The sequence below is a fragment of the Anaerotardibacter muris genome, assembly GCF_943192915.1.
In the GTDB taxonomy this organism is placed as follows: domain Bacteria; phylum Actinomycetota; class Coriobacteriia; order Coriobacteriales; family Eggerthellaceae; genus Anaerotardibacter; species Anaerotardibacter muris.
In genome coordinates this window covers 69343-92732 of record NZ_CALPCD010000006.1, presented here as the reverse complement: position 1 = coordinate 92732, position 23390 = coordinate 69343, and the positions used below count along the sequence as shown (strand labels likewise).

The following is a 23390-nucleotide window of genomic DNA, read 5'->3' as shown; positions in this document are numbered from 1 at the left end:
TAGATGCGAACGACCCCGCAATGAAGAACTTCTGCGGGGTCGTTCGATTTTTTCACGCCGTGTGTGCAGCGCATTCCTATTGGCCATACGAATGAGACGCTAGCTCTTCGCCTTGGCTGTCTTCTTCGCACTGGATTTCTTGGCAGTGGGCTTCTTCGCGCCAGACTTAGCCTGGCCCTTGCCTTTGGCGGCTTTCTTCTCTTTGGAAGGACAGCTGAAGTTCGGGCAGAGCTTCCACGGGCCACGCGCGGTGGTGACGATGACCATGGGCGCGCCACAGTCTTCGCAGGTCTCCTCGGTAGCCGTGAGCGCGCCGTATTGCGGCAGCGGATAGCCCGTCTGACATTCGTCGTAGTTCTCGCAGCGGATGAAGCGTTTGAGCGTGCGCGGGTTCTTGTGCGCGATCAGCTTCGCTTCCCTACCCTGCGCGGCGCAGGTCGGGCACGTGCCCACTTCCAGATCGGGCTCTTTGTTGGTCTCGCATTCAGGATCGATGCACAGCACGCGCGGCTTCGAACGGAACGCGGTCACCTTGATCTGGGGCATGCCGCAGGTCGGGCACTTCTCTTCCATTGCTTCGATCTTGCCCTTGGGCAGCGGGTAGGTAACATCGCAATCGGGCCAACCAGCACAACCGATGAACATCGAGCGCGTCTTCTGGCTGGTACGCAGCTGCAGGTCCTTGCCGCATTTCGGACACGGGCCCACGTAAGCGTCTGCCGCAACGGCATCTGCCAACGCTTCGGAGATCTCTTCCTGATGCGGCAGCAGCGCTTCGAGCTCTTCGAGGAGCAGATCGCGCGAATGACGCACCACTTGAGACTTCTGGCTCTTACCAGCAGCGATAGAGGACATCTCCTCTTCCAGATTCGCCGTCATGGCAGGCGTGGTGATCTGCGGAGCGAACTTATCGAGCGCTTCGATCACCGCGATGCCCAGCTGCGAAGGCTCGATCGGATCGTTCTGGACATACTTCACGGTATAGAGTCGCTCGATGATGGAGTGGCGCGTAGACTTCGTACCAAGGCCGCGCTTCTCCATCTCCTGGATGAGCTTACCCTGGGAATAACGTGCAGGCGGTTCAGTCTGCTTGTGCGTCTTCGTAGCGCCAAGGAAATCGATGTTCTGACCTTCAGCGAGCGGCGGAAGCTGCTCGTCCTTCTTCAGGCCATAGGGATAGATGGCGCGGAAGCCCGGCTTCACCAGCACATCGCCCTTAGCGGCGAAAGGTTCGCCATTCACATCAAGGGTCACCTTCGTTCCCTCGATCACCGCGTCTTCTGAAAGCGTTGCCATGAAGCGGCGTGCGATCAGGTTATAGAGTTTGAATTCCGCAGGCGGCAACATCTCAGGCGTTGCCATGTTCGTGGGATGGATGGGTGGATGGTCGGTGGTCTCGGTCTTGCCGCGCGTTGCCACCAGCTTGTCTTGCTTCAGCAAATCTTCAGCGAAGGGGCGATAAGCAGGATTGCCCGAGATGCGCTTCAGAATGTCGCGCAGGTCGAGCGAAGAAGGATAGACGGTGTTATCAACGCGGGGGTAGGAGATGTAACCATCCATGTAGAGGCTTTCCGCAAGGCGCATGGTACGCGCAGGTGAAAGCCCTTCGGCGCTGGCTGCCGCCATCAACGACGTGGTGTTGAACGGAACAGGCGCCGACTGCTTACGCTGCTTCTTCTCGATAGAAGCAACACGGGCGCTCGTTGCGCCTTCGACATGCTTCATCACCGCATCAGCGACCGACTCTTCCTTGAAACGTGCCGTTGCATGATTAGCGGAGAAGTCGAAGTCCTTGTCGCGGAAATCACCCTTGATCACCCAATAGTCTTCGGGCACGAAGGCCATACGCTCGCGTTCGCGCTCAACGATAAGACCGAGCGTTGGGGTCTGTACGCGTCCTGAAGAGCGCACATTGCCATAACCAGCGAACTTCACCAGGGTAAGATAGCGCGTCAGCACCGCGCCCCAAATAAGGTCGATGTCCTGGCGCGATGCACCAGCCTGAGCCAGGTCGACATCCAAGTCGACCAAATTGGTGAACGCGCGCGTGATCTCTTCTTTCGTGATCGCAGAATAGCGCGCACGGCTCACAGGCGCCGTATCGTTCACTTCTTGGATGCAAGCAAGCGCATCGGAGCCGATCAATTCACCTTCACGGTCGAAGTCCGTTGCGATGATGATGGAATCGGCTTTCTTCGCCAAGTTCTTGAGCGAACGGATGATGTCCTTTTCCTTCGGGAGCTTCTCGATGGGCGCATAGACCAGATATGGCAGCGCTTCCATCTTCCAAGCTTTGAGCTCTACTCCATCAGGGACGAAGGGTTTCTTCTTCTTGAAGGGAGGTTTGGGCAGGTCGGCAGGTAGATCGGCGGGGATCATCTCACCGTTATCGTCAACACCGATCCAGCCGCCGCGCTTCTTATAGGTGAGCGCAGGTACGAAATTAGGTTCCAGGATGTGGCCGCGCAGACCAATGGTCACCCACTCTTCGCCGTCGCGCTCAAAGCGATAGATCGGCGTGGAATAGACCTTGTCTGCCGTGGGCTTTCCAATGCCCAAGAGTTCAGCGATCTTTTCCGCTGCGATGTTCTTCTCAGTTACAACTAGTTTCACACGATACCCCTTTCCAAGATTTTACGTGCGTGGGGTGTATCGAAGCCGGCATCTTCGAATACAGTTCGCAAGCATACACGAAACCGTCGCCTGTTGCGACCATTTGCAAAATATACATAAGTAAGATGAACCTACAAGCAACGAGGTTGCAGAGGCGGGGTCTCGGATTCACCCGTTCCGCTGTTCGCCTTCGGCTCATGCGCTACACTTCCTCATGCATCTTTGCACAAACACGCTTTCAGCGCGTTTGTATCTTCTTAAATTAGTGTTCAGAGTGAATCTACGACCCCTCCCCTGCAACCTCGTTGTTCGCATAGAGGATCGTGATGAACTCAGGCTGGGGATATGATCCCTAGTACAGAATAGACAAGTCTACATTCTGTTCTGAGCGGTTTCTAACTAGCTCCAAGATCTCCGAGACCCTTCCCGCCCAGGCTCACAGTCGCGTAGGACAGGTATGGGTCATATTATTTTGCCGAAGCTTCGTGGGAGAGGACTTTGTTCATGGCAGCTATGGCGCATTCAAGCTGAGCATCGTCTGGTTCATTGGTGGTAAGGCGTTGCATCTGCATGCCAGGCCACAAGATAACTTTCACGAGCGGATTCTCAGGATGAGCACCAGCCCACTTCACGGTTATCTCATAGGAGATGCCAGCGATGACGGGCAAGAATGCCAGCCGCACAGCCAATACGAGCAAGAACTTCGCCACGCTATTGGTGATGCCAAGTTGCTCGAAGAGCGGACCTAAGGGAACGAGCGAATAGACGAAGATGGCAATGATCATCACCATGATGAGGAATGCCGTGCCGCAGCGCACATGCAAGCGCGGAAACTGACGAGCGTTCTCGGGCGTGAGCTCGAGCTCGTGTTCGTAACAGTGGATGGTCTTGTGCTCAGCGCCATGATAAGCGAACATGCGCTTGATATCCCCCATGCGCCCGATCAACCATACGTAGAATATGAACACCGCCACGCGCGCGATACCATCGACCAGGTTCCAGGCTACGAAATTCGTGTCGTAGTCCCCCACCAGTAAGTTCGCAACGAGCGCGGGTGCCAAGATGAAGAGCGCTACGCCCAGCAGCACTCCCAATACGAGCGAGAGCGTCATCGCGCCCTTGCCGAATTCTTCCTCGTCCGATCCAGCATCGTTGAAGGCATGCTTCGCAGCTATCTCGAGCGCTTTGAACCCAAGCCCGAGCGATTCGATCAACGCTACGCAGCCTCGCACCAGCGGCCAGCGCATCCAGGCATGCTCATCCTTGCCTGAGGCAAGCTCGTGCTCTTCGATATGGATCGTGCCGCTTGGTTCACGCACGGCCACCGACCAATGGGTCGAACCGCGCATCATGATGCCCTCGATCAGAGCCTGTCCGCCGATCGAGGTCTTACGTGCGCCATCTTCGTCGAAAGCGCGACGGGTCTGTGATTGTTTGAAAGGATTGCCCATGAAAGAACAGCGCGCCCAACCCAGAAGTTGCAGGCGCGCATCGGATGCTAGTCGCGGGTCACACGCGGATAAGGATCACCGCAGGTCATCTTGCCCTCAGGACAAGCGCCGCGCACGCAACCTGCACCCGCATCCTTGAAGATGTACGGCGCGGTGGGGCGCACCAGCTCTAACATCTTGTGAGCCAATTCGCGAATCTCCCACTGGGCGCGATTGCAGCAGCGCAGCTCGAAGAAATGCAGCAGCTCACGGATGTTCATGGTGATGACGATCTTGCTCTCTGCTGCATTCGGCAGGATATAGCGTGCATCTTCAGCAGGGATGCCTGCCTCGAGCATGGTCTCATAAGCCGAAAGGATAGTGTCGATCGCTTGATCGAACACCTCGTTCATCGCGGGATCTTCCGCGATCGTATCAGGCTTCACGATGCCCACACCTTCAGTGAACTTCACATAGCGCTGAGACTGCTGGTTGAAGCTGGCCAAACGATGGCGCACCAATTGATGCGTGAGCGCACGCGAAACACCATCGACTGCGAAGGTGTAGCTGACATGCTCGAGCGTGGAGAAATGCCCCGACTTCATGATGGTGGACAGCACGCTCTCGACACGTTCTGGAGGCATGGTCTCCATCAGCTCTTTTGCGCCCACGGGGGCATAACAAAGACGCGCAGCCGTTGCGACCGCGCGTTCGGGGTCTTCAGGATATTGGAGCAATTCAACGTTCATGATGGGATCCTTGTTGGAGTCGTTCGAGTTTCCCCATCATAAAGGACAAGCGCCCCGCTCGAAAAGCAGCATCGGCAAAGATGACGAATTTCTCCGCAATCCGCCAGCGCTCAACGCTCATGCGCAGGTGCGCCAGAGATGAAGGCCTGGAGATCTGAGCAGAGCCAAGTTGGGCTAGGTTGGACTAGACCAGGTTGGGCTAAGCTAAACTAAGCTGCGTTGGATTCGATCGGAGTTGGAGCTAGGCTTCTACTTCGACCTCGACACGCTCGAAGAATTCGCGCGTTGCACCACAAACAGGACATACGAAATCTTCAGGGAGCTCATCAACGAACTCGATATAACCGCAGAGCTGGCAGCGCCACCCAATGCGTGTGGTCTTCTTGCCTGAAGAAGCTGCCTCAGGCGCACTACCTGCTTCTGCCTCGAGCGCATCGGTGGAGAAGCTCGAAGCATTCTTGGGAGTACGACCGCCCTTCACTTCATGATAGTAAGCATAGGTCATAGGTTCGATCTCACCGATGATGTCCGCCTCGATGACATCGCCTACGAAGAAGATGTGCGTGCCTAGATCGAGCTGCTGATTCACCTTCACTGAAAAGTGGGCGCAGCCCGCTTCGGCAACGTAGGTGATACCTTGCGAAGAGACCTTCGTCTCGATATCGACGAACTTGTCGAAGTCCTTGCTGCAATGGAAGCCGAACGTGCCGATCACTTCCATCGGCGCGTCCTTGTGTAGTACGACCACTTCGAACATCCCGCTCTCAAGGATGCCCTGGGTGGTGTAGTTGTCCTTGTTGATGGCGATGCTCACCTGCGGCGGATCTGAAGTTACCTGCGCGAAGGTATTCACCACGCAGCCCACAGGCCTGCCATCCTTCACAGAAGAAATAAGATACAACCCATACGACAGGTTGCGGAATGCATTCTTATCGATCATAGCTTCCCCCTAGAATAAGTGTCTCTCTCAATTCTGACAGATTTCTCTTCGAACCAAAGGCCCCGTATCCCAACCGTAACCAAGGCCCTCTTCCCTGTTCGGTAGCTGTGAGTGCAGGGTAGGGGCGCAGAACTTACTCTGAACACTGTCAAATACAAGAACCCAGCCTAGCTGGGTTCCGTAAAATGCATGAGGCAGTGCAGCGCATGAGCTGAAGGCGAACAGTGAAACGGGTAAGTTCTGCACCCCTACCTTGCACCCACAGCGGACAACAAAAAAGAAAGAGGGTCTTGCGACCCTCTTCCCTCACTCCTCGAACGAAAGATTCGTTTGGATTATTCTGCGCTTTCCTCTGCGGTAGCTTCGTCAGCCTGGATTGCGTCTTCAACAGCTGCCTCTTCCTTAGCTTCAGCAGCGGTCTCTTCGACCTCTTCAACAGCAGCTTCAGTATCAGCCTTTTCAGCTGCTTCTTTAGCGGCCTTCTTGGCGTATTCAGCAGCACGCTCTGCCTTAGCAGCAGCCTTAGCTTCACGCTCTTCCTTCTTGGCAGCTTCCTTGGCCTCGACCGCAGCAGCGCGCTCTGCCTTCTTGGCAGCCTCACGAGCAGCAACGGTCTCGGTTGCGCTACCGAACTTGTTAGCGAAGCGCTGAACGCGTCCGCCAGAGTCGATGAGCTTCTGGGTACCCGTGAAGAACGGATGGCAAGCGTTGCAGATGTCGACACGAAGTTCAGGCTTCGTGGAACGAGTCTGGAAGGTGTTGCCGCACGTACACGTTACGGTGCAGTCGACATAATCGGGATGAATGTCTTTTTTCATGATAGGTCTCCTTTTGCTGCCTTGGTTTCCGACCAAGGCGAAGATAAGCCTAGCTATAGTAGCACATTACTTCTTTTGTGTGGGATGAAAGCTGAAAAAGTCCGTGCGAGGGGGCAGATCGCGCACGCGATGCTTCCGCGCCTCGAGCTCAGAAGCGCTGCAAAGCTCCTCCATGGAATCGAAGTCGTAATTCCAGCTGAAGAATTCGTCGAATTCGAAGTTCATGAAATCGCAGATCTTCTCGGTACCACGCGGCACGATCGGGTGCATGAGCAGGGTGGCGATGCGCAACAAATAGAACGAATCGATGAGCGTTTGACGGCGCAGTTCATCGCTTCCAGCTTCTTCGGCTTCCTTGATATGGCTCGACCAGTACTTGTTGGCATAACGGATGAATTCATCCATCTGAGACATGATGGAATGCAGCTCTACCTTGTACATGGTTTCTTCATAAGCACACATCACGTTATAAACAGCTTTCAGCACGTCCTTGCTCACCGCACCGAGCGGCATATATCCTTCGAAGTTCTTCTGCGCTTCGTAGAAACAACTGCGAGCCAGGCGGTTGAACACCTTGGTGAGCAATGCGCCTTCTTTGAGCACGGGATCTGCCACACGCGGGTCATCACGTTTAGCCGGATCGGTCTCGAACGCCTTAGGCTTGAAACCGACCGACTTCTGATCGAGACCCAACGCCAAGAAATGCGCGCGCAATTGCTCGACGGTGTAATGCTCGAGCAATTGATCGGCCGTAGGCGGTTTCACGTCCGAAGACGACGAAGCCTTCTTGTCGCCGAAGAGGATATGATGATTCGCGATGAGCTTGGTCTGCTGCAGCTCCCCTTCTGGAGCATCTTCGACCACGGGCTTCTCTTCCTGGAGCGCCGCGAATAGGGCCGGCTGAGCCACACCGTAGAAATACAGATTGTCTTGGCCGATGAACTGATAGATATGGGCATTCTTATTGCACCAGAACTTACGCCACAATGCGCGAGAGAGCCCTTGTTCGTCATTGCGCGCCATGGTGAACGAAAGCGGTGCCCATAAGCTTTCAGGCCAGCACCACACCGTAAGACCTTCGACCCCGTCGATCACAGGGCACGGAATACCCCAGGTGGCATTACCCGAGATGCGGAAGGGCACCAGTGCTTTGCCCGTGCGAAAACGAATCTCAGCCTCGGTGAGCACCTTGCGCGCAGCATCACGATCAGTCACGGTCTTGAATTCGATCTCGAAGCTTTGCTTGCCCTTGGCAGCATCGCGATAGACGTGCTCAGGCAGCTTATCAGCGATAGTGCGATATTGGTCGTAGAGCTCGACCTTGATATAGACGATGGGCGGCACCAAGAATTCCTTGATGGTCTTCGGTACGAGCGGTCGAACCTGTTCATCGGCTTCAGCGGCCGCCACGTAATCCTTCACGATATAAGCAAGGTCGGGCAGGTCGAAGTACCAATTCTCCACCTTGCGCATCTCAGGCACCGTACCCGATACCGACGAGATGGGGTTGATCAGATCCGCTGGATCATACTGATGCCCCAGATCGCATTCATCGGCATAGGCTTTTTCGCTCTTGCAGCCCTGCACAGGGCAATGGCCCACCACCTGACGCCCATTCAAGAACATGTCTTCCTGCGCATCATAGAACTGATAGGTGCTCTCAAGATGCAAGAAGCCGTGGTCATAAAGGCGCTTCACATAGGCATCGGTGATCTGGCGATGCACTTCGCCTGCATGGCCCAGACCGCTGCCTTCGAAGATGTCCAAACTGATGTCAAAACGCTCGAGCGTAGCCTTCTGCAGGTCATGATTGCGCTCAACGTATTCCTTGATAGTGCCCTCGAAACTGCCTGCTTCAACTTCCTTGCGATACCCCTCTTCGATGGGCGAACCGTAGCAGTCGGTTCCTGAAACGAAGCATACGTTCTCCGGTCCGATGCGATCGCGCAAGAACCGCGCGAAGCAATCGGCAGGCACGAACACGCCACCGACATGACCGAAATGCAGCGGCTTATTGCCATAGGGCATGCCCGCGGTAACGACCGCGCGGCGTGGCCAAACGATGTTGCGCTTAGGATAGCTGTCCATTGACAGGCGCTCCTTCTAGTATGGTCGTGGTCGACTCATTGGTGGTCTTACTCTCAGAGAATAGCAGCGCGGCTAGAAGTGCCGCAAGGTCGGTATCATCGCTTCCCATATTCTTCACGCGATAAGAACCCAAGCCCGCCAAAGATGCAGCCTTGTTGCAAGCATCGCGGTACGTGCCGATCTCGTCGATAAGACCGTTCTCCAGAGCGTCTTCGCCCGTGAATGCCATACCTGTGGCGAGCTTCTGCACATCCTCGATGCTCATATCACGGCCTGCCGCCACCGATTCGACGAAAGTGGCATTGATCTGATCGACTTGCGCCTTATAGTAGGCGATCTCCTCATCCGTGAGCGGGCGCGTGCCGTAAGATGAATCCTTGCTCTCAGCTGAAGCGATCGTATTCACCTGAATGCCCAGTAGATCGAGCAATTTCGAATAGTCGGTCAGCTGGATGATGGTGCCGATAGCGCCCACTGAAGAAGCCTCGTTCGCGAAGATGTAGTCGGTCTGAGAAGATATGAGATAGGCAGCCGAGGCATTGCTCGATGCGGTCGAGACCACGATCGGCTTCGAGAAATCCGCTACATAGCGAGCCATCTCTTCACCAGCTGCAGCAGCGCCGCCACCAGAATTCACACGAAGCACCACAGCTGCCACCTGCGGATCGTTGGCTGCACTGTCGAGCTGCGCCAACAAGCCTTCGGGCGTATTCGCTCCAGGGTCAGAGCCGATCGAACCATCGATATCGATCACGCCTACGGTCTTGGCAGTAGGGTCTCCCTCGCCAAGCGCACAGCTGCCCACCGTGAATACCACGAGCGCAGCGATGACCGAGAGCACCACGATAGCCCACACGGGCATGCGCTTGCGCGGTTTGGAGCCAGGGTGCACCGTAGCCGAAACCCCTGCAGCAGGCGGAGTTGCACCTGCAGGCGCTGCGTTCGGTGTTTGCGGCATAGCAGCATAAGGCCTCCCCGTTGGGGGCGGCGGTGTTTGCGATCGGGGGTCTTGCGCGGAGGAGGTTTCCGTCATCTTATTCCCTTCATCAAAGCTCAACAAGCAGCTGAGCTCAGGATCTAAAGCTCGACATCTTCAAGCTGGCGACCTTGCCACTTCTTCGCGGCACGGATCAAGAATTCCTGATTGGAGTTCGTCTGGGAAAGGCTCTTCAGAAGCGAATTCATCGCACTTTCGGTGTTGTTGCGATTCGCCAAGATGCGACGAACAGCCCAGATGAGCGGTGCTTCCTGCTGATCGAGCAACAGATCCTCACGGCGCGTACCCGAAGCGACTGGGTCAATAGCCGGGAAGATGCGACGATCCGCCAGTGCGCGATCGAGCTTCACTTCCATGTTGCCCGTACCCTTGAATTCCTCGAAGATGACCTCATCCATCTTCGAACCTGTGTCGATGAGCGCGGAAGCCAAGATGGTAAGGCTGCCACCACCCTCGATGTTACGAGCTGCACCCAAGAACTTCTTGGGCGGATAGAGCGCGGTAGAGTCCACGCCACCAGAAAGGATGCGGCCAGAGGCTGGCTGCGCCAAGTTGTACGCGCGTGCCAAACGCGTGAGCGAATCAAGCAGGATGACAACGTCCTTGCCCTCCTCGACCAAACGCTTGGCGCGCTCGATGACCATCTCAGCACACGCGATGTGGTTCTCGCTCGGCATATCGAAGGTCGAAGCAATGACCTCGCCGCGGATCGAGCGCTGCATGTCGGTAACTTCTTCAGGGCGCTCATCGACGAGCAAGCACATGAGGTAGACCTCGGGGTTGTTCGCCGTAATGGATGCTGCGATGTCTTTCAGGATGGTGGTCTTGCCCGCCTTCGGAGGCGAGACGATCAACCCGCGCTGGCCCTTGCCGATGGGCGAGCACAAGTCGATGACGCGCGCAGTGAGCGTAGATTTACCATGCTCCATCACTAAGCGCTCATCGGGGAATACGGGGGTAAGGTCCGCGAAGCGAACGCGCTTGCCCAATTCGTCCAAGGTCTTGCCATTCACGGTGTCGATCTCTTGGAGTGCCGCATATTTCTCGTTGGGGCGCGCTGGGCGCACGTGACCAGTGATGTAGTCGCCCTTGCGCAGGCCGTTTCGGCGGATGCTCGAAAGGCTCACATACACATCGTTCTCGCTCGGCAGATAGCCATTGGTACGCAAGAAACCATAGCCGTCTGAAAGGATATCGAGCACACCTTCTGTGGCAACGAAACCTTCAGCCTTCACACTTGCTTCGAGCACCGCATCGACCAGCTCGGCTTTCTTCAAGCCCTTATGATCCACGCCTAGCTCTTCAGCCTTTTCGCGCAGTTCAGCGACCTTCAGACCTTCAAGATCTTCCTTGGTGGTCTGCGGGACCACTGGTTCCTGATGGCGATTGTTGCCATGCTGGCGACGCTGACGGCGATGGTTGTTATTCTGCTTGCCTTGGTTCTTGTTGTTCTTCTGGGAAGCGCGATAGTTATTATTGTTGTTATTGTTGCGCGCATTCTTGTCGCTGCGATCTGCTGCCTTGGTGCCCTCACCTGCGTTAGCGCCAGCATTGGCATTGGCCTGAGAATTAGCATGGACCTGGGCATTATCTTCTGCAGCTTTTTCCGCAGGCTTTTCAGGCGTCTTATCTGCGGATTTTGCAGCAGCCTCTTCGGGAAGTGGATTCTTGCGAGGACGCCCACGGCGCTTAGGTGCGGGGGCAGCCTCGGTGGAAGCTGCCGAAGCTGCCGAAGTTGCAGCTGCGCTCTCTGCTTCTGGTAGCGGATTCTTGCGAGGACGTCCGCGGCGCTTGGGTTTTTCTTCGACAGGCTGATCTAGCGTTTCATCACTCATGCGTTAGCAACTTTCTCCCAGTCCTTGAGGAACGATTCGATACCGCGATCGGTCAGCGGATGCTCGATGCATTTCTTCAGCACACCGAAGGGAACCGTTGCGATGTCAGCACCCATGAGCGCAGCTTGGGTAACGTGATTGGCCGTACGGACCGAAGCAGCGATGATCTCGACTTCGTGACCGAAATCATAATTCTCAACAGCGGCGACCACGTCCATCAACTGCGAAACACCGTCTTCAGAGATGTCATCGAAGCGACCTACGAAGGGCGAGATGTAACGTGCACCCGCGCGAGCCGCAAGGATAGCCTGCGGAACCGTGAAGCACAGCGTCATGTTCACAGGGATTCCCTCTGCAGCCAGCATCTTAGTAGCAGCGAGACCTTCGATCATGGTAGGGACCTTCACTACCACATGCTTGTCGATAGCAGCGAGCTTCTTGCCGTCAGCGAAGATCTCATCGCGGGTCATAGCCACACTCTCAGCCGAAACAGGACCTTGGACGATGTCGCAGATGGTCTTGATGTGATCGTGAAAATCGGCCAGCTTGCCACCTACGCGCGAATAGAGCGTAGGGTTGGTGGTGACACCAGAGATGGCACCCCAGCTGTTGGCTTCCTCGATCTCTTTGATGTCGGCGCTATCCAGAAAGAATTTCACCCTGTCCTCCTTAGACTGGTATGCATAAAGGCAGTATGCAAGAATGGGATGTTGCGCGATATGCAGATTGGGGGATGTAAAAGATGTCTTGCGAAAAGACGTTTTAATCGTAATTTAACCCTGTGCGTTGTGCAAGCAATAAAATGATGATCGCGGGTAATTTTGTGCGACGATGCAGGATGCAGAGATTTACCGATCCGGTCACGCGATGAAGGGACGAAGCATGCAAGATGAACTGATCATGGGGTGCCATCTTTCTTCGAGCAAAGGGTATGAAGCCATGGCGCGTACAGCCGAGAGCATCAAAGCGAATACCTTCGCGTTCTTCACGCGCAATCCGCGTGGTGGCGCGGCAAAGGCGATCGACCCTGAAGATATCGCACGCTTCGAGATAGCATGCGAACAGATCGGCATGGGGCCTATCGTTGCTCATGGCTCTTATACGATAAACCCGTGTTCAGCAATAGAATCCGTACGCGAATTCGCACTACAAGCTTTGACCGATGACCTGGCGCGCATGGAATTCACCCCTGGGCAGCTGTTCAACATGCACCCAGGTTCGCACACGGGGCAAGGCGTTGAGGCGGGCATCGAGCAGATAGCCGAAACGTTGAACCAGGTGATCACGCCCGAGCAGACCACCACGGTGCTGCTCGAGACCATGTCGGGCAAAGGTTCTGAAGTGGGCGGCACCTTCGAGCAGCTCGCTGCGATTCGCGAGCGTATCGATCATCCTGAAAAGGTGGGCGTGTGCCTAGATACGTGCCATGTTTGGGATGCTGGATACGACATCGTGAATGACCTTGATGGAGTGCTCGATGAATTCGACCGCGTGATAGGGTTGGAGCATTTGCGTGCGCTACATATCAACGACTCTCTCAACGACTGCGGAGCGCATAAGGACCGTCATGCGCGTATTGGTGAAGGGAAGATAGGAGCAGATGCGCTCGTTGCCGTGGTGGACCATCCAAGACTGCGCGGTCTTCCTTGCATCCTTGAGACCCCTAATGAACTACCTGGTTACGCTAAAGAAATAGCATTCTTCCGCAAGAACTATCGCTGATCGGGCCTGCAGCACCAGAGGGTCAGGTACCTGCGAGGTTCATATTCTCCCGCTACCCTGCTCGCCCTTCGGGCTCGTGCGGTCGCTCTATGTCCTATTAATCAAAATTTGTGCATCGAGAGAATCTGATACCTCACTGGCACCTGACTCTTCTTGCCGTAGTTGGGAGACCTACATGTTGCTGTGGCTGCAAGGTGAAGGCGCAGAACTTACTCTGAACACCAACAAAAAAACCCAGCTTATAGCTGGGTTTCGTAAGATGCATGAGGCAGTGCGGCGCATGGGCCGAAGGGCGAACAGCGAAACGGGTAAGTTATGCGGCATTACCTTGCAGCCACAGCAACCAAGAAGACTAGCCTGCCGATGCCAGAAGCTCTTTGGCGTGAGCAAGAGAGGTCGCATCGACCTTGCCCGCCAGCATGCGAGCGATCTCTTCTTCGCGGGCTTCAGCATCGAGCGGCCTGATCTCAGTGGTCAATTCGGGAGTCTCATGCTTCTCTACTAAGTAGTGGGCATCGCCCAAGACCGCCACTTGCGGCAGGTGGGTCACTACTATTACTTGATGAGTCCTTGCAAGATCCTTCAGCACAGCTGCCAAGGCCAAAGCGGTCTTGCCGCCCACACCAGCATCGATCTCGTCGAAGACGAGCGTGTCAACATCATCGCAACTGCCGAGCACCACTTTCAAAGCCAACATCACACGGCTGATCTCGCCGCCAGAAGCGATCGCAGAAAGCTTTTGCGGGGTCAAGCCAGCGCCAGGGACGAACAAGTAATCGAGCGCTTGCGAACCCGTGCGACTCCATTGTTCGCGCGGCAAGTCGATGAGCGCCACCTTCAAAGCGGCACTCCCCATTTCAAGGCGCGACATCTGCGCAGTGACCGCTTCTTCGAAGTGCGGCACAACGCCTGCGCGAGCCGCAGCTAATTCACTCGCGGCAGAAACCAGCTGCGCTTCAGCATCAGCGCGAGCCGCACGAGCCTGAGCCAGCAATTCATCGCACGAATCATACGACGCGATCAATTCGGTCGCCTGCTCGTATGTAGCGAACACCTCGTCCATCGTGGGACCATAGCCACGCATGATACCCTGCAAGGCAGAAAGGCGCGTTTGACGCACCTCCAGTTCGGTCTCAGAAAAATCGATCGAGCTCTGATAACGCGCCAATTCGTGCGCTATATCTTCTATGGTGATGAGCGCCTCGCGCAAGCCTTGATGCTGCGCATCGAGCGACGCATCAACTTCATGGATCTTATCGAGCGAAACCATCACGCTCTCAAGCTCCTCGACCACACCGCCTTCACCCGAAAGCATACGATATGCTGAACGAGCCTCGCCTAATAACAGTTCGGCATTCTCATAGAAGGGAAGCTCCTTCAGCAGTTCCTCATGTTCACCAGGACGGGGCGATACTGCATCGATCTGCTCTACCACGAAACGGGCGCGATCGAGCTCGACCCTATCGGCCTGGCTCATTGCCTCCAGGCGATCGACCTCTGCCTGCGCTTGGGCACACGCCCCAAACGCCTCCTGATAATGCGCGAGCGCTGGTTCGATAGCCTCGGCACCCCAACGGTCGAACAGCTTACGCTGATAGGTGGTATTCAACAGCTGCTGATGCTCATGCTGACCACATAGATCGATGCTCGCACCAGCCCCAGCAGCCAGATCCTTTACACCGCCAAGCGACCCATTGATCGTCACGCGCGAACGTCCGTTGGCGCCCACACGACGGCACACTACCACGCCATCTTCGGAGTCTGTCGCATCAGGTTCTTGAGTACTGCTCCCCTCTTCGTTATCAGGCGCAGGCTCGTTCAAGAAGAATCGTCCTTCGACGCACAGCTCTTCGGCTCCTTCACGGATCATGCCGCTCTGGGCGCGCTCGCCCACGAGCAGCTTCAGGGCATTGAGGAGCGCTGTCTTGCCTGATCCGGTCTCGCCTGTGATGACCGTCATGCCTGATGAAGGCTGAAAGAATGTGTCGCGGATGAGCGCGACATTGGCAATATGCATTTCGTCTAACATAGACAAACCTTTCTTGCGCGGCGCACCTCCGCGAATCGTGATCGAACAGGAATTATCAGAGTACGCCTTTACCGCGCACTCCAAGCCGCCCGAAAGCAGTCTACTTTATTTCTTCATCGTTGCGCGTTTTATGACGCGCCATGATCATCTGCCACACCACATACGCACCTAAGATGAAAGCGCTCACGAACCCGATCACGCCCAGAAGCGGCGCGCCGAGGAAATGAGGCTGCAGGTTCGTAGTGCACAGGATGCTCGAACCGATGAACATGCCCGCTGAGATCAGCGCGAACGACAGATGCCCGGTGAGCGAATAAGCCGTGGCTTTCACGTCCTTGGGCAGGTCCATGGACATGCCCATATTGATCTCGCCTTCGTTGAGCATATCCAAGGTATGCGAAAGCTGTGTTGGCAACTTCGTCGCTGATTCAGCCGAATGAGCCGCCTGCAAGGTCATCTGCTTGGTCTTTTGCATGATCGACTCGAGCGAAAGAGCCTTGCGCTCCATGTGCTGCTGCACGATCTCGATGATATTGGCATCAGGCGAAAGCCTGGTGACCACTCCTTCGATGGTGATGAAGCCGCGCGCCATCATGGTGAACGAAGAATTGACCGCAAGATTCTGCGAGCGCAATATCTCGATGATGTCCATGAGCGCCTTGCCTATGTCTATATCGGCCAGATCGGCGCTTCCATAGGAATCGAGCAGCTCTTGCATCTGCTGCAGCAGCTTTCCATGGTTCACATCACCCTTGGAAACGGTGAGTCCCATGACCGCTTCCTTCAGTTCGAATGCATCGCCCTCTGCGATCGCCGAAAGCGCCCGATTCACCAACAATCGTTGGGAAGAATTGAGCGAGCCTACCATGCCAAGGTCGATCCACTCGATCTCTCGACCGCGCACGATGATGTTGCCCTCATGAGGATCGGCGTGGAAGAAGCCTTCGTCGATGACCTGGGAAATATAGTTCTGTGCCAGTCGATTCGCCAATTCGGTAAGATCATTGCCTTGCGCGATGAGTGCTACATGATTGCTGATGTCAGTACCCGAAATGAACTCTTCTACCAAGATGGCCTCGGAAGAGTATTCTGGGAACGGACGCGGGCTCGTGATGCCTTCAGCATCCTTGAGCTGCTCGCGGAACCGAACCAGATTATTCAGCTCGATAGTGAAATCGAGCTCACATTCAGTGGTACGCTCGAGTTCGTTGAGCAAGCCCTGGAGCGATTCCATGACGCTCGCATTTGCAGGTGCGCCCACTTCAGCGATAGCAAGCAGATGGCGCAACAGCGTCAGATCTTCCGCCATCTCTTCTTTGATGCCTGGGCGACGAACTTTCACCGCCACCACGGTGCCATCGAGCAAGGTTGCTTTGTGCACCTGCGCGATGGATGCCGAACCGAGCGGCTTTTCCTGGATGGAAGCAAAGACCCTGTTCCATGGCTGCCCGTAATCTTGATCGATGCATTCCAGCACGGTAGCAAAGGGCATCGGGTCCACGTGGCTGCGTAGGTTCGCGAAAGCTTCGCAATAATCCGCAGGTAAGATATCGGCGCGATTCGATGCCAACTGCCCGATCTTCACATACGTAGGGCCCAGGTCTTCCAAAAAGCGCACAGCCTTCTGCGGGTCCATACCATGGAGCACTTTATCCTTCTTGATGATATGCAAGATCTCGCGAGCACGTTTGCCCGATGTCTTGTCATCAACGGTGATCTTCGCAAGATTCATCAGTTGTTTGAAAGTTGCCATGTTATCCCCTCTCGGGAGACGAAGAAGGCTCGAGGTGCTCCTGAGCCACGGTAATGTTCACGTTCTTCCAGCTTAACGAAAACCTCGAGAAAAAGGATACAAGATTCCACACTGACAACAACTTGTCGCATTTCACGCGGAGGCCGATCGAAAATCCTTCTGGGCTCATCTGCGCAACGGCTGTTTTTAGCTCTATACTGGAATCATACGATCAATCATAAGATTTGAACGCAACACCGATCGATCAAGGGGGGATCAATGAAATTCCAGACCATTCTTACTGAAGAACGTGATGGCGTCTTCATCATCACATTCAATCGTCTTGAAGCCTGCAATGCAGTGAACAACTTGATGACCAAGGAACTTTCCGATGCGCTGGATTATTGGGACAAGAATAAGAAGCTGCGTGCGTGCGTACTGACCAACAACGGTCACGTGTTCTGCGCAGGTTCCGACCTGAAAGAACTGGCCGAGGATGCCTGGGAGATGCCCGAAGGTCGCGAAAAATGGGGATTCGCTGCCATGACGAAGCGTTATTTCGAGAAGCCGCTCATCGCAGCAGTGCGCGGCAAGGCGCTCGGCGGCGGTGTCGAGATCGTGAGCGCATGCGATCTGGCGGTCGCATCCGATGAATCGATCTTCGGTCTGCCCGAGCCACGCGTTGGTCTGACCGCTGCTGGTGGCGGCACGCTGCTGCGCTTGGCTCAACAGATCCCGATGAAGTTCGCAATGGAATTGCTGCTGGTGGGCGAGCCTATCTCGGCCCAGAAAGCGAACGACTGGGGCCTGATCAACTATGTCGTACCCGATGATCAGGTGGTCGAAAAGGCTGTTGACCTGGCGAAGAAGATCGCGCTGGGCGCTCCCCTTTCCATCAAGTACAGCAAGCTTACCGTTATGGAAACGCTGGGCAAGAGCCCGATCTATCCGTCCAAGGGCTGGAAGACGCTCGAGAAGTACGAGAAGATCACCCGTGCGAGCAAGGATGCCCATGAAGGCGAAGTAGCCTTTGCCGAAAAGCGCAAGCCGAAGTGGAGCGGGAAATAGTCTAAAACTGCGCGCACCAAAGAGCACGAGCACAGAGAACGAAGGCCGGTCGTTTGATCGGCCTTTTCTTTTTCACGGGACGGCTTGAAGAAGCAGGTTTGCCCAGGGCCTAGGCTGTGAGAGCTTATCGAATTGATGGGCGGTCTTCTCTATAATGGGGTCAGGGGTTAGGAGGTGAATCATGCAAGATGGGAACACGATCGACCAAACGGTTCAACGCGTCATCGACACGCTCGAAGACGCGGGATACGAAACGTGGCTCGTGGGAGGTTTCGTACGCGATCTCTTGCTCGAACGTCCTTTGCATGATTTCGACCTAGCCACTGCTGCGCCCTGGCAGAAGACCAAAGAGTTGTGCCTGGATGCTGGATGGGCTGTTCACGAAACAGGCACCAAGCATGGCACGCTCACGGTGGTAGCCAACGATCATGTGCTCGAGATAACCACATTCCGCACCGAAGGCACGTACCTCGACCATCGCCGTCCGTCCGAAGTGGCGTTCACCAACTCGATCGAGGAAGACCTTGCACGCCGCGACTTCACGGTGAATGCGATGGCGTTTCATCCTGAGCGCGGGTTGCTCGATCCGTTTGGCGGACAAGAAGATTTGCGCAAAGGCGTGATCCGTTGCGTAGGCGATGCCCGCACGCGCTTTTCGGAAGACGCACTGCGCATTTTGCGCGGACTGCGTTTTGCTTCTCAGCTGGGTTTTTCACTTGAAGATGCGACGCTCAAAGCGGCGCTCGCTCAGCGTGACGACCTGCTCTTCATCGCAGGAGAGCGCATCGAGGACGAACTGACCAAACTGCTCTGCGGGCAGCACGCATTGCACGTACTGATGAATTACACCGACATCCTGAACGTGGTGCTTCCCGAACTGGTTCCCATGGAAGGTCTTGACCAAAAAACGAAGTACCACATCTACGACGTGTTCGAACACACGGCTTACGTAGTGCACTACTCACCCGCAACACCACTTTCGCGCTGGGCGGGGCTTTTGCACGATGCAGGCAAGCCCGACACGTTCTTCACCGATGAAGACGGCGTGGGTCATATGTATGGGCATCCCAAAGTGAGCGTCGAACATGTGCGCGCAGTGGCGAAGCGTCTTCGTTTCTCGCGCGCCTTCACGCACGATCTTGCCTTACTCGTTCGCTATCACGACACCAGACCTGCACCCACCAAGAAGTCGATTCGTCGCCTCTACGCCAAGCTCGACAACAAAGAGTATCTGTTCCATGCGTTGTGTGATCTGATGCGCGCCGATTCGCTGGCGCAAGCGCCTGAATATCATAGCCGCGTGAAGATAACCGACGAGCTGGAAGCCTTGTTCGAAGAGATGCTCGCCGATGACGAAGTGTTCGGCTTGAAAGACCTCGCCATTACTGGTGCCGATCTGATAGCCGCTGGGTTCCCCCAGGGCAAACAAATAGGCGATGCGCTCGAAGCAGCCTTGGAAGAAGTGATCGAGGAACGCCTCCCGAACGAAAAAGAAGCGTTGCTTAGCTTCACACTCGATTATTTGCGCATGGGGCGTTAATTCTCCACCTTAGTAGTACAATAAATGAGGACCTAAAGTAGGCAGCAAGCCTGCGCAAAACGAAACATCAGAAAGAAGCAACCCGTGGCCCACACTATTCAGCCAAAGAAACTCCTCATCGTAAACATCATCGACATTTTGAACCGTTATACCGATAGCGAACATACGCTCACTCAGCGCGAAATCGAACAAATCCTCAAAGACGAATACCTCATGGAAGCTGATCGCAAGACCGTCCGTCGCAACTTATCCGATCTTATAGACTGCGGCATCTTCGAGCTTGAGTACAAAGAAACCACAAGGATCACTCCAAAGATGGTAAAAAATGCAAAAACAGGCAAGATGGAGCCAACTGGCGAGATGGAAGAAAGCTCGGTCTATACCGACTTTTCCCTAGTTAGAGACTTCACTGAAGGCGAGCTGCGCTATTTGATCGATGGCGTCTTCGCTTCTAAGCATATAGCAGCGAACCATCGTCGAGAGCTGATTAAAAAGATAGAACGACTTGGTGGCAGATATTTCAAGGCGCATGCAAACAACATAGCAAAAGAAGCTCCTACGGCGGTCTATTCGGCGCAGCTTTTTTACACTATTGGCGTTCTCGATGAGGCTATACAGAAACGAAAGAAGGTCAAGTTTCGTTACAAGGGCTTTGGGCTAGACAAAAAAGCAAATTATAGGCTTGACGAGAATGGCAGCCCCAAGGAATACCTCATCAATCCCTATGAGATGGTCTCAAAAAATGGCCAGTACTATCTGATATGCAGCGATGACAAGCACGACGACCTATCGAACTACCGTGTCGATCGCATCGCCGATATAGAACTGTTCGACGAGCGTGTCAGACCCCTTAAAGACTTTGCAAGCAAAGCGAAAATGGACAGTTATGTTGCCGAACATATTTATATGTTTGCCGGAGAAAGCGTATCTGCGAGATTCCGGATTCGTCGTCGCATGATCGCTGACGTAGTCGACACTTTTGGGGAAGGATTCAGGGTCTCAGACGTTGAACCTGACGAGCAGAACGGCTGGATGACCATTAGTGCAACCGTCAATGCTGACTCGCTCGCTATCTATGCAAGGAGCTATGCGCCGGACGTCATCGTGCTCTCACCTAAATCGGTAGTCGATCGCATTAAACGGGAAATGACCGAAGCGCTTGCCATGTATAACGAAATCGCATAGAGCCACAACGGCTCCAAACTAAGCATACAGGCGTCAATCTCGATACAAGCTTTCGAAGGTGCTCTTGCAAACCTTGAGCAGCTCATCATCGCTCATTCCCTCGAGTCCATCATGGTCTCGCGACTTCATTAGCTCAGTTATCGCTACCGCAAGTTTTGGTTCTTGACCGATATAGTCCCTGATCTCCCACAACAGATTCAAATCTTTTGTCACTTGCTTCGCGCAGAGACTCATCACCTCCTCGGCATTCAATTCCCTCACTTGAGAATAACTATTAAGAAAAGGACCGATAGGATCCAAGCACTTAAGCAAGTCGTCGCGCCAAGCCAATTCCCCGCACTCCCATCCATCAGGCGTATTAACTAATACCCTTTCTGACTGGACATAATCCTCTCCAGACATGCTATCCTTCATCACCCTGGATGCTTCCAGCACGATTCCATATCGCCGCTCATAAAATGGCCTAAAATCAAGCTCAAGAATAGCTCCAGGCTGAAGCAGTCCAACAAAAAGAGATTGAAGCTTAAAAAGGATCTCGTCATTATCCCCAAAAGCGAGCGCGCTCAACCTCTTACTGAGAGCATAAACAGGTCGACCGTCAACGGAGACAACAATGGGTGATTCGCCATCCTCAGACACTTCGACGGCAGCCAATGCATCGTCAAGAACATTACGAAAGGCTTCAAAAGCCTCCTGGTCGTCTTCTGCAACCTTGATCTCTCCATCTACCGATGTGAATGTAATCCACTGTTCATCTTCGGGTTCATCTTCGGGTTCATCTTCATCGCCCTCTTTCTCATCGCCTTCTTCCCCCTTCGCGCACTCGAGTGCATCATCTATCAAAGACAGCAAATGTTCAGCCGACATCAACCTTACTGAATTGGGCTCCGGATCGTTGTTCGTAGGCGAGACCGTCTCCAACAATACATCACCTATCTTCCTGGCGCACATCGAAAAAATGGATGCACGATGAGAACCATACCCTTCAGCCAATTCGAGAAAAAAAGAGTGCTTTTCATCGAGAGAGAGCGGCGAAGTGAGAATAAGCGCCGAAAGAACTTCAGGCTCGATTGTTATGCCCTTAAGGCGATCCCTGATCCTCGGGGAAAGAAAGCATCGATCGATGATGGATGCATTAAGCGCGTCTAAGCTTTTCAATTGAATGAACCCCCTTCAAGTAGCACCCACGAAAGAAGCTCAACTCCCCTCACGAACAAAGTCTATATTGACTGGGTTTATGGGACAAAATATCCTCACTCGCTATGAAAGAATCGTTTCAAAGCGAGGCTCATCGATCACACGAGACCCAGTAATACGACTCAGCAATACAAGAGCGGGAGGCTTATATGTTTACCATCGAAGGAAAATACGGAACGGCTGCATGCTACGCCACGAACATTGAAGATGTTTGTATCGAGCAAATACAGGGCATGCTCGATATGCCTTTTGCGGAAGACGCAAATACCGCGATCATGCCTGATGCTCATTTTGGTCTCGGCTGTACGATCGGCACCACCATGAAGGTAACTGACAAAGTGGTACCCAACCTAGTTGGAGTGGATATCGGCTGCGGCATGCTCACCGCAGACATTGGCCACAAGGCGATCGATCTTGCCGCCTTCGATGAAGCGTGTCGCGAGATCCCTTCCGGAGCCAAGGTTTGGGATGGACGCAGAGAACGTTTTGATCTTGAGCAGCTCCGCTGTTACCGAGCTCTCAATGACACGAAACGCATGGCCAAAGCGCTCGGAACACTCGGCGGAGGAAATCACTTCATCGAAATCGACAAAGCATCTGACGGCATGCAGCGTCTCGTAATTCATTCAGGATCCAGGAACCTTGGCAAACAAGTAGCCGAGCATTATCAAAAACTCGCGGTTTCACTCCATAGCGGCATGGAAGAATTTTTCACCCGCAAAGAAGAGCTTATTGCTTCGTACAAAGCCCAAGGAAGACGCGCGGAACTTAAAGATGCGGTCCGAGACCTCACGATTGAATACAACACGAAACGAACGGAACCCGATGCGCCGCGCGACCTCTGCTGGCTCTATGGACGGTACATGGACGATTATCTGCATGATGTTGAGATCTGCCAAGAATTCGCAAAGCGAAATCGTGAACGTATGCTCATCGAGATTCTGGCACGCACAGGCCTGGATGCTTCTTCAGTATTCCATACCGTCCACAACTACATCGATATTGACGAGATGATTCTTCGCAAGGGAGCCATTGCGGCTCATGAAGGAGAAACCGTCCTCATCCCCCTTAATATGCGAGATGGCTCTATTATTGCAAAGGGAAAGGGCAATTCAGAATGGAATGAATCCGCCCCCCATGGCGCAGGGCGAGTGATGTCGCGACGCACTGCTCGCGAGAACCTAAATATAGAAGACTATAAAGCCTCAATGGAGGGTATTTATTCGACATCGGTCAACAGCTCGACGCTCGATGAGGCCCCAGCGGCCTACAAGTCCATTGATGATATCATCGGTCCCATTTCAGAAGCTGTTGACATCGTTGACGTAATGAAACCGATCTACAACTTCAAGGCATAAGGAGCGCTCCAAATAAGAACGGGAAGCTCGGAACATACCTAAGAAAGCTCTAAAACCCTAAATTGAATAAGCGCAGTTGTTTCCATTGG

The 23390-nt window shown here is 54.3% G+C and carries 17 protein-coding genes; 5 read left to right on the top strand and 12 right to left on the bottom strand.

The window, feature by feature from the left end:
* Positions 1-99 precede the first annotated feature (99 nt).
* The 9 genes from NFR25_RS06220 to NFR25_RS06180 all read right to left on the bottom strand — a co-directional run bounded on the left by NFR25_RS06220 (position 100) and on the right by NFR25_RS06180 (position 12129).
* A complete protein-coding gene (locus tag NFR25_RS06220; protein ID WP_251198386.1) occupies positions 100-2613 on the bottom strand; it encodes a DNA topoisomerase I in 2514 nt (837 codons plus the stop codon).
* Between the two features lie 467 nt (positions 2614-3080).
* Positions 3081-4064, bottom strand: coding sequence for a DUF1385 domain-containing protein (locus tag NFR25_RS06215; RefSeq protein WP_251198385.1), 984 nt, complete (start codon positions 4062-4064; stop codon positions 3081-3083).
* A 47-nt stretch (positions 4065-4111) separates the two neighbouring features.
* Positions 4112-4792: an FAD-dependent thymidylate synthase gene (gene thyX, locus NFR25_RS06210; RefSeq protein ID WP_251198384.1), complete on the bottom strand. Its 681-nt coding sequence runs from the start codon at positions 4790-4792 to the stop codon at positions 4112-4114.
* Between the two features lie 241 nt (positions 4793-5033).
* Positions 5034-5732, bottom strand: coding sequence for a flavin reductase (locus NFR25_RS06205; protein ID WP_251198383.1), 699 nt, complete (start codon positions 5730-5732; stop codon positions 5034-5036).
* A gap of 335 nt (positions 5733-6067) precedes the next feature.
* Entirely contained in the window at positions 6068-6550 is a 483-nt protein-coding gene (gene rpmE / locus NFR25_RS06200; RefSeq protein ID WP_251198382.1) for a 50S ribosomal protein L31, read from the bottom strand.
* Between the two features lie 66 nt (positions 6551-6616).
* Positions 6617-8638: a class I tRNA ligase family protein gene (locus NFR25_RS06195; RefSeq protein WP_251198381.1), complete on the bottom strand. Its 2022-nt coding sequence runs from the start codon at positions 8636-8638 to the stop codon at positions 6617-6619.
* Positions 8622-9671 (bottom strand): signal peptide peptidase SppA, encoded by a 1050-nt coding sequence (gene sppA / locus NFR25_RS06190; RefSeq protein ID WP_251198380.1) that lies wholly within the window; start codon positions 9669-9671, stop codon positions 8622-8624. The genes NFR25_RS06195 and sppA overlap by 17 nt, the downstream gene beginning before the upstream one ends.
* Positions 9672-9715: 44 nt before the next feature.
* Positions 9716-11470, bottom strand: coding sequence for a transcription termination factor Rho (gene rho / locus NFR25_RS06185; RefSeq protein ID WP_251198379.1), 1755 nt, complete (start codon positions 11468-11470; stop codon positions 9716-9718).
* Positions 11467-12129: a transaldolase family protein gene (locus NFR25_RS06180; protein ID WP_251198378.1), complete on the bottom strand. Its 663-nt coding sequence runs from the start codon at positions 12127-12129 to the stop codon at positions 11467-11469. Before NFR25_RS06180 ends, rho begins: the two co-directional genes overlap by 4 nt.
* Positions 12130-12352: 223 nt before the next feature.
* Between NFR25_RS06180 and NFR25_RS06175 the strand changes: the two genes are divergently transcribed.
* On the top strand, positions 12353-13192 hold the full coding sequence (locus NFR25_RS06175; protein ID WP_251198377.1) for a deoxyribonuclease IV: 840 nt from the start codon (positions 12353-12355) through the stop codon (positions 13190-13192).
* Between the two features lie 352 nt (positions 13193-13544).
* Here NFR25_RS06175 and recN read toward each other — a convergent pair whose 3' ends face one another.
* Both recN and NFR25_RS06165 read right to left on the bottom strand, forming a co-directional pair.
* A complete protein-coding gene (recN, locus tag NFR25_RS06170) occupies positions 13545-15221 on the bottom strand; it encodes a DNA repair protein RecN (protein WP_251198376.1) in 1677 nt (558 codons plus the stop codon).
* A 100-nt stretch (positions 15222-15321) separates the two neighbouring features.
* Positions 15322-16974 (bottom strand): ABC1 kinase family protein, encoded by a 1653-nt coding sequence (locus tag NFR25_RS06165; protein WP_251198375.1) that lies wholly within the window; start codon positions 16972-16974, stop codon positions 15322-15324.
* A 258-nt stretch (positions 16975-17232) separates the two neighbouring features.
* Between NFR25_RS06165 and NFR25_RS06160 the strand changes: the two genes are divergently transcribed.
* From NFR25_RS06160 to NFR25_RS06150, 3 genes are all read left to right on the top strand, one after another.
* The gene (locus NFR25_RS06160) at positions 17233-18021 is read left to right on the top strand and encodes an enoyl-CoA hydratase-related protein (protein ID WP_251198374.1); all 789 of its coding nucleotides are present in this window, start codon (positions 17233-17235) and stop codon (positions 18019-18021) included.
* Positions 18022-18202: 181 nt separating this feature from the next.
* The gene (locus NFR25_RS06155; protein ID WP_251198373.1) at positions 18203-19561 is read left to right on the top strand and encodes a CCA tRNA nucleotidyltransferase; all 1359 of its coding nucleotides are present in this window, start codon (positions 18203-18205) and stop codon (positions 19559-19561) included.
* Between the two features lie 84 nt (positions 19562-19645).
* Entirely contained in the window at positions 19646-20746 is a 1101-nt protein-coding gene (locus NFR25_RS06150; protein ID WP_251198372.1) for a helix-turn-helix transcriptional regulator, read from the top strand.
* 33 nt (positions 20747-20779) lie between these two features.
* Here NFR25_RS06150 and NFR25_RS06145 read toward each other — a convergent pair whose 3' ends face one another.
* Positions 20780-21904, bottom strand: a complete 1125-nt coding sequence (locus tag NFR25_RS06145; protein WP_251198371.1) for a hypothetical protein — start codon at positions 21902-21904, stop codon at positions 20780-20782.
* Positions 21905-22092: 188 nt separating this feature from the next.
* On the opposite strand from NFR25_RS06145, the gene NFR25_RS06140 reads away from it, so the two are divergent.
* A complete protein-coding gene (locus tag NFR25_RS06140; protein WP_251198370.1) occupies positions 22093-23301 on the top strand; it encodes an RtcB family protein in 1209 nt (402 codons plus the stop codon).
* Positions 23302-23390 lie beyond the last annotated feature (89 nt).

Coding starts and splice junctions, on each gene's coding strand:
- NFR25_RS06175 (WP_251198377.1), top strand. CDS start 12,353: ATGCAAGATGAACTGATCATGGGGTGCCATCTTTCTTCGAGCAAAGGG.
- NFR25_RS06165 (WP_251198375.1), bottom strand. CDS start 16,974: ATGGCAACTTTCAAACAACTGATGAATCTTGCGAAGATCACCGTTGAT.
- rpmE (WP_251198382.1), bottom strand. CDS start 6,550: ATGAAAAAAGACATTCATCCCGATTATGTCGACTGCACCGTAACGTGT.
- NFR25_RS06160 (WP_251198374.1), top strand. CDS start 17,233: ATGAAATTCCAGACCATTCTTACTGAAGAACGTGATGGCGTCTTCATC.
- recN (WP_251198376.1), bottom strand. CDS start 15,221: ATGTTAGACGAAATGCATATTGCCAATGTCGCGCTCATCCGCGACACA.
- rho (WP_251198379.1), bottom strand. CDS start 11,470: ATGAGTGATGAAACGCTAGATCAGCCTGTCGAAGAAAAACCCAAGCGC.
- NFR25_RS06195 (WP_251198381.1), bottom strand. CDS start 8,638: ATGGACAGCTATCCTAAGCGCAACATCGTTTGGCCACGCCGCGCGGTC.
- NFR25_RS06155 (WP_251198373.1), top strand. CDS start 18,203: ATGCAAGATGGGAACACGATCGACCAAACGGTTCAACGCGTCATCGAC.
- sppA (WP_251198380.1), bottom strand. CDS start 9,671: ATGACGGAAACCTCCTCCGCGCAAGACCCCCGATCGCAAACACCGCCG.
- NFR25_RS06205 (WP_251198383.1), bottom strand. CDS start 5,732: ATGATCGATAAGAATGCATTCCGCAACCTGTCGTATGGGTTGTATCTT.
- NFR25_RS06140 (WP_251198370.1), top strand. CDS start 22,093: ATGTTTACCATCGAAGGAAAATACGGAACGGCTGCATGCTACGCCACG.
- NFR25_RS06215 (WP_251198385.1), bottom strand. CDS start 4,064: ATGGGCAATCCTTTCAAACAATCACAGACCCGTCGCGCTTTCGACGAA.
- thyX (WP_251198384.1), bottom strand. CDS start 4,792: ATGAACGTTGAATTGCTCCAATATCCTGAAGACCCCGAACGCGCGGTC.